This window comes from Methanothermobacter thermautotrophicus str. Delta H (genome assembly GCF_000008645.1).
Classification (GTDB): Archaea; Methanobacteriota; Methanobacteria; order Methanobacteriales; family Methanothermobacteraceae; genus Methanothermobacter; species Methanothermobacter thermautotrophicus.
Genome location: NC_000916.1, coordinates 1,401,313 through 1,413,658, shown reverse-complemented (window position 1 = coordinate 1,413,658; position 12,346 = coordinate 1,401,313). Strand labels below are relative to the sequence as shown.

Genomic DNA, 12,346 nt, shown 5'->3' with positions numbered 1-12,346 from the left:
AAGATCTGTTTAACTGTTAATCAAAGATGGATATATGTTTTTAGATGTGAGGTGGTGGGTGTATGTCACTGTACAGAGAGGTTGATGCTTTCCGTGTGGATGATGAAAGGAGAAGGGTCCCTGAAAAGGTCGTTAATGACATTGAGGTGCGTATAAGGATAAATGGTGGTATGGAGCAGCGCTTCACTGCAAGTCCCCAGGCCCTTGAGGAGTTTGCAACAGGTTACCTCCTTGGTGAGGGTCTGGTGGACTCCGTCGATGACATAGTATCCATTGAAATCAGCGATAATATAATCGATGCTGAGATAGAATCAGGTGATCTTGATATACGAAGGGAACTTGTGATGGGATCCGACTGTTTCGGTGGCTGGAGACAGAGGGTTGAAATGGTGGGCCCCGTTGATTCAGACCTGAGGGTAAGGGCTGATGATATATTCTTGGCATTCAAGCGTATGGTGAAGTCCGCGGTTGTCTGGAGGATGACCGGGGGTACCCATGTGGCTGCACTTGTAACAGGTGATGAATTCAGGGTCTTTGAGGATGTTAGCAGGCACGTGGCTGTCGATAAGGTAATAGGCTCCGGTGCAATGGATGGTGTTAATTTCAGAGAGAGCTTCATTGTCTATAGTGGTAGAATGCCAGCGGATATGCTCATAAAGGTCGTCCGTGCAGGGGTACCGATTATAGCATCCAACGCCGCCCCAACATCCTCAGGCTATGATGCTGCCCAGCGGACGGGTCTTACAATGCTCGGTTTCGTCCGCGGGAAGAGATTCAATATATACAGCCACCCTGAGAGGATAATTTAGGGATCGGTTCTCAGAATAGAGAGATTGGACAGCTGAATTAATACCGGACCGAACGCTTAAACAGCTGATAAAAATTAACTGAACCGGAACATCTGAAAAACCTGAGTTTCTGAATCCGATGCCCCGTGGCCTGTCAATGATGCTCCAGTTCACTGTTCTGCCATGATGGCTAATCAAAGGAGCTGTGCCTGTGGTGCAGATCCTCCTCCCTCTTATCAAACCTCTCCATGAGCTCAGCTATGATGCCGTCCAGGAATACCAGGGCTGATATCTCAAAGAGTGTTCCAAGGGGTGTTCTTGAGTGATGGTTGCCCCTCATCTGCCTCTTCATGTAATCCTTCTCACCGTCAATCTTTGTCCTTCCTTTTATGGTCACAGTAAGATCTGCCAGCCCTGCGAGGTCAGAGTCAGGGTATGATGTTACTGCCACGACCTTTGCACCCCTCTCCCGGGCGATGGAGGCTGCATTCACGATGTAACTTGTCCTGCCCGAACCTGATATTGCGATCAGGACATCACCCTCATTTATTGCAGGGGTTATGGTCTCGCCCACCACAAAGGCGTTTATCTCAAGGTGCATAAGTCTCATGGCAAAGGCCCTGGCAACGAGGCCCGACCTCCCAAGTCCCAGGACAAAGACGTTGGCTGCAGACGTCAGGATTTCTATGAAATTATCAAGGGTTCTCTCATCAATATCCCTCTCCATCTTCTCCAGATTATGGATTATGTCCCTGATAGCCTCTTTTATTATCATCGCAACACCTATACCAATATATACTCTGTATGATATAAAAACAGTGGGGAATGGACCATCAGACCTTATTCCAATCCAGATGAAATGTATTACTATGATCATAAAATGTGCTGAACCCATAGAACCCCGGGCTACCCCTGAAACCCATGACTGAAGAAGGATCTGAGAAAACCTGGCCACGGTAAAGGGCCTGGAATATGGTCCGGTTGATTATGAAACCCTGAAACCACAGAAACACCATAGGTGCTCAAGAAAGGTGTCAATATGGATATGAAGCCCCTCCCTGGAATGGAAATCAATGGGCACAGATTTGATCACAGGTTCTTTGAGACCCTCAGGGTTATAGGAGAGACCTTCTCACAGAGAAGGGCCGCCAGGGTTCTCGGGGTATCACCACAGGTGCTCAACAGGAGGGTGCTCAGGGCCGAGTCCCTCCTTGGTGTGAAACTGGTGAGAAGCAGTGGGGCTGGATCAGAACTCACACCGGAGGCCATGGAGATCCTGGGAGCCTACCTGCGACAGATTAAAATACTGGAGGGTTCAGGGCCACTGATGATAGCTGCTGGTTACATATCCTCAAACCTTGTAGAGGCCGCCATTGAGGGTCTGGGTGTGTCAGCATCCCTGTTTTCATGCTGTGATGAGGATTCATTCCATCTTGCAGAGAGGAGCATGCTTGATGCCGTATTCCTGGATGATCCCCTCCAGGCATACCGGAGGGACCTGGATTTTGTTCCTGTCGCCTATGACCACCTGGTCCTTGTTGGCAGGGGTATCAGTGATATCAGGGACCTTGACGGCTCCTGCTTTGTGGGGGTTTCGGGTTCTGCCCAGAGGCTGGCATGGGAGGTCCTCTCAGAGGCTGGTGTGGAATTTGAGGTTGTCAGGGAGGTGAGATCCCCATATCATGCCCACAGAATTGTCATGAATGACCCGGAGCTGCTTACGTTCTTAAGTGCGAGTCAGTTCAGCGGCTCCGACATCCTGAGGGACGAGACAAGGCACGTTATAAGTGCAGTGAGGTGCCGTGATAGAGAGTGGGTCGATGAACTGATTGAGTTCATCACCGGTGAGGGCCAGGCCCTGGTTGCTGAATCCGGCTTTGAGCCGCTTCACTGAGCATGAAAACCCGCTGAAAAACCATTTATGGGATCAGTTCCCTGCATGAAATTTGAGGACCACATTTTATAAAAATCACCTTAATCCGCCTCAAAGTATAAAGTCCCACCCAATAAAGGATGCTCAACAGAACCAGGCCCAATCCATCTATAACGAATAATCCAATCACATTATAAACCAACCCCAACAGAATTAACCCCATATTTTTCAGGTGATCATATGAGTGAAGACAGAGACCTTCTTGCTGTTGGACATACCGCCTTCGATTACATAATACATCTGGATGAATTTCCAGAACCAAACACATCAACAGCCATAAAACGCATGAGGAACCTTCATGGGGGAGCAGCCGCAAATGTCGCCCTGGTGGGATCAAGGCTTGGTCTTAGAACATCCCTTGTATCCGCGGTTGGAGGCGACTTTGAGGGTTCAGAGTACAGGGAGCTCCTGGAGTCAAGTGGTATAGATATTGAATCCATGATCCTGGTGGCGGACGAAAGCACCCCAACAGCCTTTGTGATGACCGATTCTGATCACAACCAGATAAGCTACTTCTACTGGGGCGCTGCAAGGTACTTCAAAGACGCCGAGACACCTGCGGATGCCATAAAATCTGCCCGTGCAGTGCACCTTGCAACCGGTGACCCATCCTTCAACTGCAGGTGCGGTGAATTTGCAAGGTCCCTCGGTAAGATAATAAGCTTTGACCCGGGGCAGGACCTCCACATGTACTCCCGCAGCCAGCTTGAAAGGGCCGTTGGTGTATGCGACATACTATTTGGGAACCACCATGAAATAGATCGCATATGCAGCAAACTGTCGGTGGATATCCATGGACTCCGGGAGATGGGACCTGGGGTGGTGGTTAAGACCTACGGGAAAGAGGGGAGCATCATATACTCCGATGATGTGATAAAGATAGACGCAATACCCCGGGAGGCGGTTGACCCCACAGGGGCCGGGGACTCCTACCGGGCAGGCTTCATGAGGGCCTACCTCCGGGGCGCGGACCTCAAAACCTGTGGGCGGTTCGCATCTGCAGTTGCATCATTCATAGTAGAGGATGAGGGTACCCAGACAAACATCCCTGACACAGGAGAAGCCGTGAAACGCTTCACTGCACAGTGGGGCTATGAACCCCCGATATGATGGGGCCCCCCCAGACTCTGACAAACATGATACACAATGCGTAGCAGGCAGCAAGCCGTGGCCCCTCAACTAGGGGAGACATCAAAGACTCCTTAAGAGTATTAACGGGGACTGAAACAGTAGTTTTTATAACTGGATGGAACCAATCAATATGATATCCATATATCTCATTTCCGCTGATCCAGATCATACCCTCACGGGTTAAGGGTCAAACCAGAAGGGTGATTACATGACTCAAATGGATGAAGCTAAAAAAGGTGTTATAACAGATGAAATGAAAGCGGTGGCGGAGGCAGAGAACGTCACCCCAGAGTTTGTGAGAAGAGGAGTTGCCAGTGGTAAAATAGCCATCCCAAGCAACCTTAACCGTGAAGAGGTTGCAGCTGTCGGTATAGGCGCAGGTCTGAGGACCAAGGTCAACGCCACCATAGGAACATCCACAGACATCGTCGACTTTGATATGGAGGAGGAGAAGGCTCGCATTGCAATTGAAAACAGGGCAGACACCCTCATGGAACTCTCAGTTGGCGGGGACCTGGATGAGATAAGGAGAAGAATCCTTGACCTCTCACCCATACCCGTTGGAAGCGTACCTGTCTACCAGGCAGCCATTGAGACCATAAGGGAAAAGGGAGCCTCCATATACATGGACGAAGACGTTATGTTCAGGGCCATCGAGAAACAGGCAAAGGATGGTATAGACTTCATGGCCATCCACTGCAGTGTCAACAGGGAAACCCTGAGGAGGCTCAAAAGGCAGGGCCGTGAGGGTGGCCTTGTGAGCAGGGGAGGCGCATTTGTATCCGCCTGGATGGTTGAGAATGGACTGGAAAACCCCCTCTATGAGAACTTCGATTACATACTGGAGATTGCAAAGGAACATGACTTTGTGCTCTCCATGGCCAACGCCATGCGCGCCGGTGCCATCGCAGACTCAACCGACAGGGCCCAGGTACAGGAGCTCATAGTACTCGGTGAACTAATTGACAGGGCAAGGGAGGCCGGTGTCCAGACCATCGTTGAGGGCCCGGGCCACATACCCCTCAATGAGATAAAGGCCAATGTGATACTCCAGAAGAAACTCTGCAGGGGAGCCCCATTCTACATGCTGGGACCCATAGTCACGGATATAGGGGCCGGTTATGACCACATAGTGTCATCCATAGGGGCTGCCGCATCAGCTGCTGCAGGTGCAGACTTCATATGCTACGTCACACCGGCGGAGCACCTCGCCCTCCCATACCCGGATGATGTGAAGGAGGGTGTCATAGCAACAAGGATAGGTGCCTATGTGGGTGACATGGTCAAGGGTATCCACAACGGGGAGAAGGACCTCGAAATGGCCAACGCCCGTAAGAAGCTCAACTGGGAGGCCCAGTTCGATGCCGCGATGTGCCCTGCTGAAGCCAGGCGTATAAGGGATGAGAGGCCCCCTGAGGACCCTGATACCTGTACAATGTGTGGGGAATACTGCGCGGTCAAGATCGTTAACGAGTGGCTTGACAGTGCAGATACAAGGATCTTCGACTGAACCACCCACTCCTTTTTTTAGAGAAGATTAATATATTTTGAAGTTCACACACTTTTTTGTTGCACTGATTCTATCACGTTTTTTACAGGTGATCTCTTTGAAGCACTGGATTGAAAGGATAGCTGATGAACTGAAGGAGAGAGATGTTGAAGAGCACGTTGTTGCCAGCGGAACATCCATATCCGGCTCAATACACATAGGTAATTCCTGCGACGTTTTCATAGCAAGCTCCATAGCCAAATCCCTCAAAAAGGACGGGTTCAAATCAAGGACCGTCTGGATAGCCGACGACCACGACCCCCTCAGAAAGGTACCCTACCCCCTCCCTGAAAGCTACGAGAAGTACCTCGGAGTGCCCTACTCCATGATACCCTGCCCTGAGGGCTGCTGTGAGAGCTTCGTCGAACACTTCCAGAGGCCCTTCCTGGAGGCCCTTGAAAGGTTCAGGATAGGCGTCGAACACTACTCCGGGGCCCGTATGTACACCGAGGGCCTCTACAATGACTACATAAGAACATCCCTTGAAAGGGCCCCTGAGATAAGGGAAATATTCAACAGGTTCAGGGACAGGCCCCTGCGGGATGACTGGCTACCCTACAACCCGATCTGTGAGAAGTGTGGCCGCGTGAACACGACGGAGGCCTATGACTTTAGTGGGGATACCGTCAGGTACCGGTGCGAATGCGGCTTCGATGGGGAGATGGATATAAAATCAGGGCTCGGTAAACTCACCTGGAGAGTTGAGTGGGCTGCAAGGTGGAAGATCCTCGGCGTCACCTGTGAACCCTTCGGTAAGGACCATGCAGCAAGTGGCGGTTCCTATGACGTCAGCAGCATCATATCCGAGGAGATATTTGACTATCCTGCACCCTACCCTGTTCCCTACGAGTGGATAACCCTCCGGGGTGAGGCCATGTCCAAGTCAAGGGGTGTCTTCTTCACACCGGGCCAGTGGCTTGAGATAGGACCCCCTGAGAGCCTCAACTACTTCATATTCAGGAGCAAGCCCATGAAGCACAAGGATTTCAACCCGGACATGCCCTTCCTTGACCTGATGGACCAGTTCGACCGGACAGAGAGGATCTACTATGGGATGGAGGATGCTGCATCAGAAAAGGAGGAACAGAAGCTCAGGAACATCTACAGGGTTTCAATGATAGAGGAATTCGATCTACCCCTCAGGCCCTCCTACCGCTTCATGACGGTTGCCTGCCAGATCGCGGGTGATGACCCTGAAAGGCTCTATGATATCCTCAGGAGAAACTCACAGCTTCCAGAGGAGTTAATGGACCTTGAACTGGATCAGCTCACAGATAAACAGCTCGAACAGCTGAATGAGCGTATAGAGAACGTTAAAAACTGGTTGAGACTCTATGCCCCTGAATTCGTCAAGTTCCAGGTTCAGGAGGAGCTCCCGGATGTTGAATTATCAGAGCCACAGCTGAAATTCCTTCAGGACGTTGCGGACCTCATGGAGTCCCGGGAGATGAGCGCCGAGGAACTCCACGACGAGATGTACAGCATACTCCGAAGGCATGGACTTAAACCCCAGAAGGCATTCCAGGCAATATACAGGGTCCTCATAGGTAAGAAGATGGGGCCAAGGGCGGCTTCATTCCTCCTCTCACTTGAGAGGGACTTCGTGATAAGGAGGCTAAGACTGGAGGCCTGAAATGAAGGTCAGGATTGTTGAAAGGGATGTGATGGACCCTCTGGCAGATACATGCATGGATGAGATGCCGGTCAACCGGGTGGGTGAAGTTAAGACAGTTTCACTCCTCGACAACACCAAACCCGGGGCCAGAACCATACTTGAGGCTGTTGAGTCCTCCCTTGAAGGTTTAAGGTTCCTGTGGTCTGAGAAACCTGCCGGTGCGCCTGCATCAGAGGACCAGATAAACAGGGCCGGGGAGGGGGACCTCTGCATACTCGCCCTGGGTGACTGCGGCTCCTGCACAACCTGGGTGATCCTTGACGCGATTCGTCTTGAGGGTATGGGGGTTCCAACAATCTCCATCTGTTCAGACACTTTCAGGGAATATGCAGAGAAACTTGCAGCCGCCCATGGGATGCCGGGCCTCCGGATAGTTGAGATAGAACATCCAGTGGCTGGACTGGAAACTGAGGAGATCCTCAGGAAGGCCAGGAAGATTATGCCCGCCATAGTGGACCATCTGAGGTGATAGTTTGGTTAAAATTGACAAATCCTGCGGATGCCTCATAGATGACCTTCTGGACGATAACAGGCTCTGCGGTTCATCAGAGGAGGATATGAAGGTCATGGTAGACCCCGACCCTGAGAGGGTCAGCCTTGAGTTCTATGAGAAGAGGATGACCGATGGTCTCCCCATCATACCCCCCACAAGGGGACGTGTGGAGAAATTCTACAGGTACACAGCCAGAAAACCCGGGGATGTCATAGCGACGTTACCCCCCAGGATGGGGATTGCGACTGTGGAGAAGGTGGCTGTTAATGCTGTCATGGCTGGCTGCATACCCCAGATGATGCCGCTCCTTGAATCATGCATTGAGGGTATCGGAAGGGATGAATTCAACCTTGCAGGTATAAACGCCACGACCCATCCTGTATCAGTCGCGGTGGTGGTCAACGGACCCGTGGTCAGGGATCTGAACTTCAATTCCGGGGCAGGGTGCCTTGGACCTGGAAACCTTCCAGGTGCAAGCCTTGGGCGTGCACTGAGGCTCTGCCTCATGAACATAGCCGGGGCTGTGCCCGGTGTTGGGGACCATGCCACCATGGGGTCCCCTGCAAAGTACACCTACTGCCTTGCAGAGAATGAGGAGGAGAGCCCCTGGGAACCTTTACACGTTGAGAGGGGCCTATCAGGGGAGGATAGTGCTGTGACCCTCCTGGGGGTTGAGGCTCCCCATAACGTGAATGACCACCGTAGCCAGAGGCCCGAGGACCTCCTTGACACCATAATCCATACAGCTTCCACCGCCGGCTGTAACAACAGCCACGTCCCTGGGGAGCTCCTTGTGATTATGAGCCCGGAACATGCAGAGACACTTGCATCCCATGGATGGACACGGGATGATGTTAAAAACTATATCCATGAGGGGGCCGTTGTACCTGCAGAGATGGCTGACCGTGGGGGGAGGAAGCTGGATGAGGGTCTCATTGTGGATGGCATGGTCCATATAACCAGGAGCCCCGCTGATGTTGTTCTCGTTGTGGCAGGCGGTGCAGGAAGGCACACCATGATAGCACATGGATTCGGTGGCTCATCAGAGTCCCAGACCGTTCCTGTGAGGTTCCCTGAAGATTGAATCCTCCCAGTGGTTCTCCAGCTTCTCTCCTATTTTTCATTCTGTCACGGCTGGCTACCTTCTAATATATATTGAAAATTGAGGCACTGGTTTGTTCTCTGTCATTCAACTGAGAAATTAGCTATCGGCATACCGGCAAAAATAAGAGAGATTCAGTTAGTGGCTGACCATATTAAACTCAGAGGTCTATTCTTCGTCTATCAAGAAGTTCCTGCTGTTTACCCCTGTTCCAGCCACCGCTTGAGGACTTGGCACGGCCCACCTGCTGTACGTAACCTGTGATCCTGTCATACCACTCAACCTCATCCCTCTCGCCGCAGCGTGCACAGGAATCCTGCAGACCCCTCATGAGGGTCTTGCACCTCAGGCAGAAGCTCAGGGCATTGCTGTACGCCCAGAATCCTATGTCACTCCTCCTGCAGATCCTCCTGGTGAGACCCTCAAGGGCTGCTGGGTCAGGTTTCGCCTCACCCAGCCATGCATTGAATATGTGCCCGCCGGGTGTCAGCGGGTGGTACTTCTCCTCGATCCTTATCTTCTCAACAAGGTCCACCTCTGCATTCACGGGTGTGTGGCTGGAGTTGGTGTAGTAGTATGCCCCCTCGGTGCCCTGGAGCACAGCCTCCTCAGGGTAATGCTCATGGTCCAGCATTGCGAATCTGTGGGCTGTGGACTCTGCAGGTGTCTGGAGGACACTCCACCGCCATCCTGTCTCCTTTTTGAGTTCAGCTGCACGTTCATTTATGTGCTCTATGACCCTCAGGCCGAACCTGTTGGCTTCAGGGCTCTGTATACCTGCCCCAAGGTGGTACTCGAGCATCTCATTGAGTCCCGTGAATCCGAAGCTCATTGTCGCATTCTCTATACGGTAGTACCTCTCACCGTCTATCTCCTGGGAGAGGAATGGGAGCAGGTGGTAGTCGTCCAGGCATCTCTGAGCCTGGCTCCTCCTTATCCTGAGCACCTCAACCGCCATGTCAATGTACTCATCAAGGTACTCGAATAGTTCATCATCATCCCGTGACTGGTAGGCTATCCTGGGGAGGTTGAGGGTTATGTAGGCAAGGTTTCCTGTCCTGAGGCAGTCCTTCTCCCAGTCACCTGTCCAGTTATCTGCAAGGCTCGTACGGCAGCCCATGTAGTTTGCCATCTTGCCCCTGTAATCCGCCAGCATGTTTATGAAGTAGGCTGTCCCGTACTTGGATGCCAGTTCATGGACCAGGCTCAGTTCCTCATCGAATTCCCCCCTGAAGGTCTCCCTCCGGAGGGAGTATATGGTGTTGGGGAAGAGGTGGGGCTTCCCATCGGCATCACCCTCGAGGAGGACCTCGGTGAAGGCCCTTGTGAGGAGCCTTGCCTCCTCAGCGAAGTCACCGTATACACCAGCATACTCCCCGCGGGGCCCATAGGCTGGTTCGTCCTCAAGGAACTCCGGGACCCCGAACTCCAGGTTTATGCTTGTGAATGGTACCTGACTTCCCCTTGCAGCGTAGGCCATGTTGAGGTTGAATATGAACATCTGGACCGCCTGTTTGATCTTCTCATAGGACAGCCCTGAGGCGAAGGGTGCCACGAAGACGTTCCAGAGGCTCATGGCCTGGCCGCCGGACATGTTCTGCTGGGATGCCAGCATTATCTCCCCTGCATGGTTCATGAGGGTCTCCAGGTGCTTTGGTGGTCCTGCAACTGATGTGTGGTCCCCTGTACCGTCAACCCGGAGCCCGTGCCTTATGAATAGCCGGAGATCGTGCTGCAGGCAGTTAAGTGGCCGTGCAGCGAAGAATTCGAGGTCATGGATGTGTATGTCACCTGACATGTGGGCGTCTGCGAGCCTGGAGGGGAGTATGTGGAGGAGTGTGTACTGTTTGAGGGCCTCATCAGCCACGTACTTGTGGACGGTTTCAGGGTTGTGGATCATGTTGGCGTTGTCCCTGGAGCCGTTCTCTATGAGGTTTGTGATGTTGTAGACCGGGATCCCGAGACGTGTGTACCTCTTCCTGAGGGTCTCAAGGCCGTGCTCTATGAGCTTTGTGTTAACAACCTCCCTTATCATGGGGGCTGTGAGGTATTCCACGTTCAGTTTCTTGAGCTCCCTCCAGACCTCGGTGGCGATTTCCCTTGCAACATCCTCTGAGGCGCCAGTCTCCCTTATGAGGTTGTCCTCTATCTTCTTCTGGTCAAAGGTCTCTATCTTATCCCTTGATGTCCTCACCCTGAGTCTGTTGGCTGCAAGGTAACGATCTGCCAGTTCCTCATCCACCTTTCTGAGGGAGTCGTAGACCAGGATCTTTATCTCCTTGGTGGTTATTCCATTGTAGACAGACCTTGCAACCTCTGAGGCCACATTCTCGGAGGTCCATAAACTGGCCCCCAGGTTCAGGAGGGATTTTACGAGCTTTTCATGGCTGAATTTTTCCCGTACACCATTATTTTTCAGTACACATGTTTCTGCCTTTGTTGGCATTGCAGCCAGAAGACGTGAATCATCAATCACAGGATCACCATACAACTCCTTATAGAATCTAATGTCTGAGTAATTTTATGTTCACCACCCATATTAAAGGTGCCGCGCCCCCCTTAAAAATCATCGGCTGATTAATAACACCTTTATAAGGGTTTAAATAATTATTATTATATTATTCATTTAATAAGGCATTCATATCGTGGAACTGTTCGTATAGAGGGAAATTAAGGGGCTCTGCATCATCCTCTCTGTTTTTGGCAGAAAGAAAAAAATTAATTGGGAATAAAGCCCCTAGTCGAGCCTTATCTGAACTGCGCCTATCCTTGGTGCCAGTACATTGTAGAAGAGGGCTGTGACTGCATATGCTATGAATGCCCAGATGAATGCGCCGACTGTTAAAGCCACAAGTATGAGGATACCTGCAGTGTACTCCCCTGCAATGGCTAAAATGATCAGTGCTATTAGCCCCACTATCAAACCAAGGACCGCAGCGATTGACCCGGTTATGAGTCCAAGTGGTATGGCCTCTATCCCATCTATACTCACAAGGCCCTCACCGAAATCGCTGAGTTTCAGTTTTATGGGTGTTATCCTGGGTGCCAGGAAGTTGTAGAGGAGGAGTCCTATGGCAATTATCACGAAGGATGCTATGAAGGTCATTACCGGTGTTAACACGATGTTTATGACAGTCCCGAGTGCCGTTGCAGATCCAACCGCAGCCATGCTTGATACAGCCGATGGTTCAACTGTCTTTGCAATGTTAGCCACGGTGTTGAAGAATATCCACTGGAGAGGGGCTGCTAAAAGCTGGTATATGAGGTTCAGAAGCGCTGTCACCGCAGAGAGTATCAGTGATGTGCTCACGATGTCAAAGGACTCCACCTTCTCCATACCTGTCAGAGCAAGCTTGATGCCTCCAAGGCGTGGTGTCAGTCCATTGTAAATGTATGCCCTCAGAAAAGATTCCACGATGCTGAGCAGAAATACACCCACCGGCAGGACCACCAGTCCAACGACGGATATGCCAGTAATTATCCCCCCAAGAGACCTTAATTCGGCTGGAAGGGCAGATGAAATTGCCCCAGCGAATATAAGGATCAGGAGAGCGAATATGAATGCCCATATCGCCCCTATGGAGGAGTTCATTATTGTGTAGGGAACAACCCTCACAGACTTTATTTCTTTTAACTCCATCTTATCACCATAATGATTTATGGTGACAGGACATA

The 12,346-nt window shown here is 51.4% G+C and carries 10 protein-coding genes; 7 read left to right on the top strand and 3 right to left on the bottom strand.

The window, feature by feature from the left end; all coding sequences use genetic code 11:
- The first annotated feature begins 62 nt into the window (after positions 1-62).
- Positions 63-809 (top strand): formate dehydrogenase accessory sulfurtransferase FdhD, encoded by a 747-nt coding sequence (gene fdhD / locus MTH_RS07400; protein ID WP_010877156.1) that lies wholly within the window; start codon positions 63-65, stop codon positions 807-809.
- 169 nt (positions 810-978) lie between these two features.
- Here the strand turns inward: fdhD and hxlB are convergent, their stop codons facing one another.
- Positions 979-1,563 carry a 6-phospho-3-hexuloisomerase gene (gene hxlB, locus MTH_RS07395; protein WP_048061311.1) on the bottom strand — a complete coding sequence of 195 codons (585 nt, stop codon included), beginning with the start codon at positions 1,561-1,563 and terminating at the stop codon, positions 979-981.
- 264 nt (positions 1,564-1,827) lie between these two features.
- Between hxlB and MTH_RS07390 the strand changes: the two genes are divergently transcribed.
- The 6 genes from MTH_RS07390 (at position 1,828) to MTH_RS07365 (ending at position 8,653) form a co-directional block, all read left to right on the top strand.
- Positions 1,828-2,682, top strand: a complete 855-nt coding sequence (locus tag MTH_RS07390) for a LysR family transcriptional regulator (RefSeq protein ID WP_048061082.1) — start codon at positions 1,828-1,830, stop codon at positions 2,680-2,682.
- A gap of 219 nt (positions 2,683-2,901) precedes the next feature.
- Positions 2,902-3,831: a carbohydrate kinase family protein gene (locus MTH_RS07385; RefSeq protein WP_010877153.1), complete on the top strand. Its 930-nt coding sequence runs from the start codon at positions 2,902-2,904 to the stop codon at positions 3,829-3,831.
- A gap of 229 nt (positions 3,832-4,060) precedes the next feature.
- On the top strand, positions 4,061-5,362 hold the full coding sequence (gene thiC / locus MTH_RS07380; protein WP_010877152.1) for a phosphomethylpyrimidine synthase: 1,302 nt from the start codon (positions 4,061-4,063) through the stop codon (positions 5,360-5,362).
- A gap of 97 nt (positions 5,363-5,459) precedes the next feature.
- On the top strand, positions 5,460-7,034 hold the full coding sequence (gene lysS, locus MTH_RS07375; RefSeq protein WP_048061081.1) for a lysine--tRNA ligase: 1,575 nt from the start codon (positions 5,460-5,462) through the stop codon (positions 7,032-7,034).
- A 1-nt stretch (position 7,035) separates the two neighbouring features.
- Positions 7,036-7,545: a UGSC family (seleno)protein gene (locus MTH_RS07370; protein ID WP_010877150.1), complete on the top strand. Its 510-nt coding sequence runs from the start codon at positions 7,036-7,038 to the stop codon at positions 7,543-7,545.
- Between the two features lie 4 nt (positions 7,546-7,549).
- A complete protein-coding gene (locus MTH_RS07365) occupies positions 7,550-8,653 on the top strand; it encodes a hypothetical protein (protein ID WP_010877149.1) in 1,104 nt (367 codons plus the stop codon).
- 178 nt (positions 8,654-8,831) lie between these two features.
- On the opposite strand, the gene nrdD is transcribed toward MTH_RS07365, so the two are convergent.
- Both nrdD and MTH_RS07355 read right to left on the bottom strand, forming a co-directional pair.
- Positions 8,832-11,117: an anaerobic ribonucleoside-triphosphate reductase gene (gene nrdD, locus MTH_RS07360; RefSeq protein ID WP_193330373.1), complete on the bottom strand. Its 2,286-nt coding sequence runs from the start codon at positions 11,115-11,117 to the stop codon at positions 8,832-8,834.
- A gap of 291 nt (positions 11,118-11,408) precedes the next feature.
- Positions 11,409-12,311 carry a hypothetical protein gene (locus MTH_RS07355; RefSeq protein ID WP_010877147.1) on the bottom strand — a complete coding sequence of 301 codons (903 nt, stop codon included), beginning with the start codon at positions 12,309-12,311 and terminating at the stop codon, positions 11,409-11,411.
- Between the last annotated feature and the right edge of the window lie 35 nt (positions 12,312-12,346).

Bases quoted from the DNA above. Each gene is read 5' to 3' on its own strand.
- fdhD (WP_010877156.1), top strand. From the start codon at position 63: ATGTCACTGTACAGAGAGGTTGATGCTTTCCGTGTGGATGATGAAAGG.
- hxlB (WP_048061311.1), bottom strand. From the start codon at position 1,563: ATGATAATAAAAGAGGCTATCAGGGACATAATCCATAATCTGGAGAAG.
- MTH_RS07390 (WP_048061082.1), top strand. From the start codon at position 1,828: ATGGATATGAAGCCCCTCCCTGGAATGGAAATCAATGGGCACAGATTT.
- MTH_RS07385 (WP_010877153.1), top strand. From the start codon at position 2,902: ATGAGTGAAGACAGAGACCTTCTTGCTGTTGGACATACCGCCTTCGAT.
- thiC (WP_010877152.1), top strand. From the start codon at position 4,061: ATGACTCAAATGGATGAAGCTAAAAAAGGTGTTATAACAGATGAAATG.
- MTH_RS07370 (WP_010877150.1), top strand. From the start codon at position 7,036: ATGAAGGTCAGGATTGTTGAAAGGGATGTGATGGACCCTCTGGCAGAT.
- nrdD (WP_193330373.1), bottom strand. From the start codon at position 11,117: ATGCCAACAAAGGCAGAAACATGTGTACTGAAAAATAATGGTGTACGG.
- MTH_RS07355 (WP_010877147.1), bottom strand. From the start codon at position 12,311: ATGGAGTTAAAAGAAATAAAGTCTGTGAGGGTTGTTCCCTACACAATA.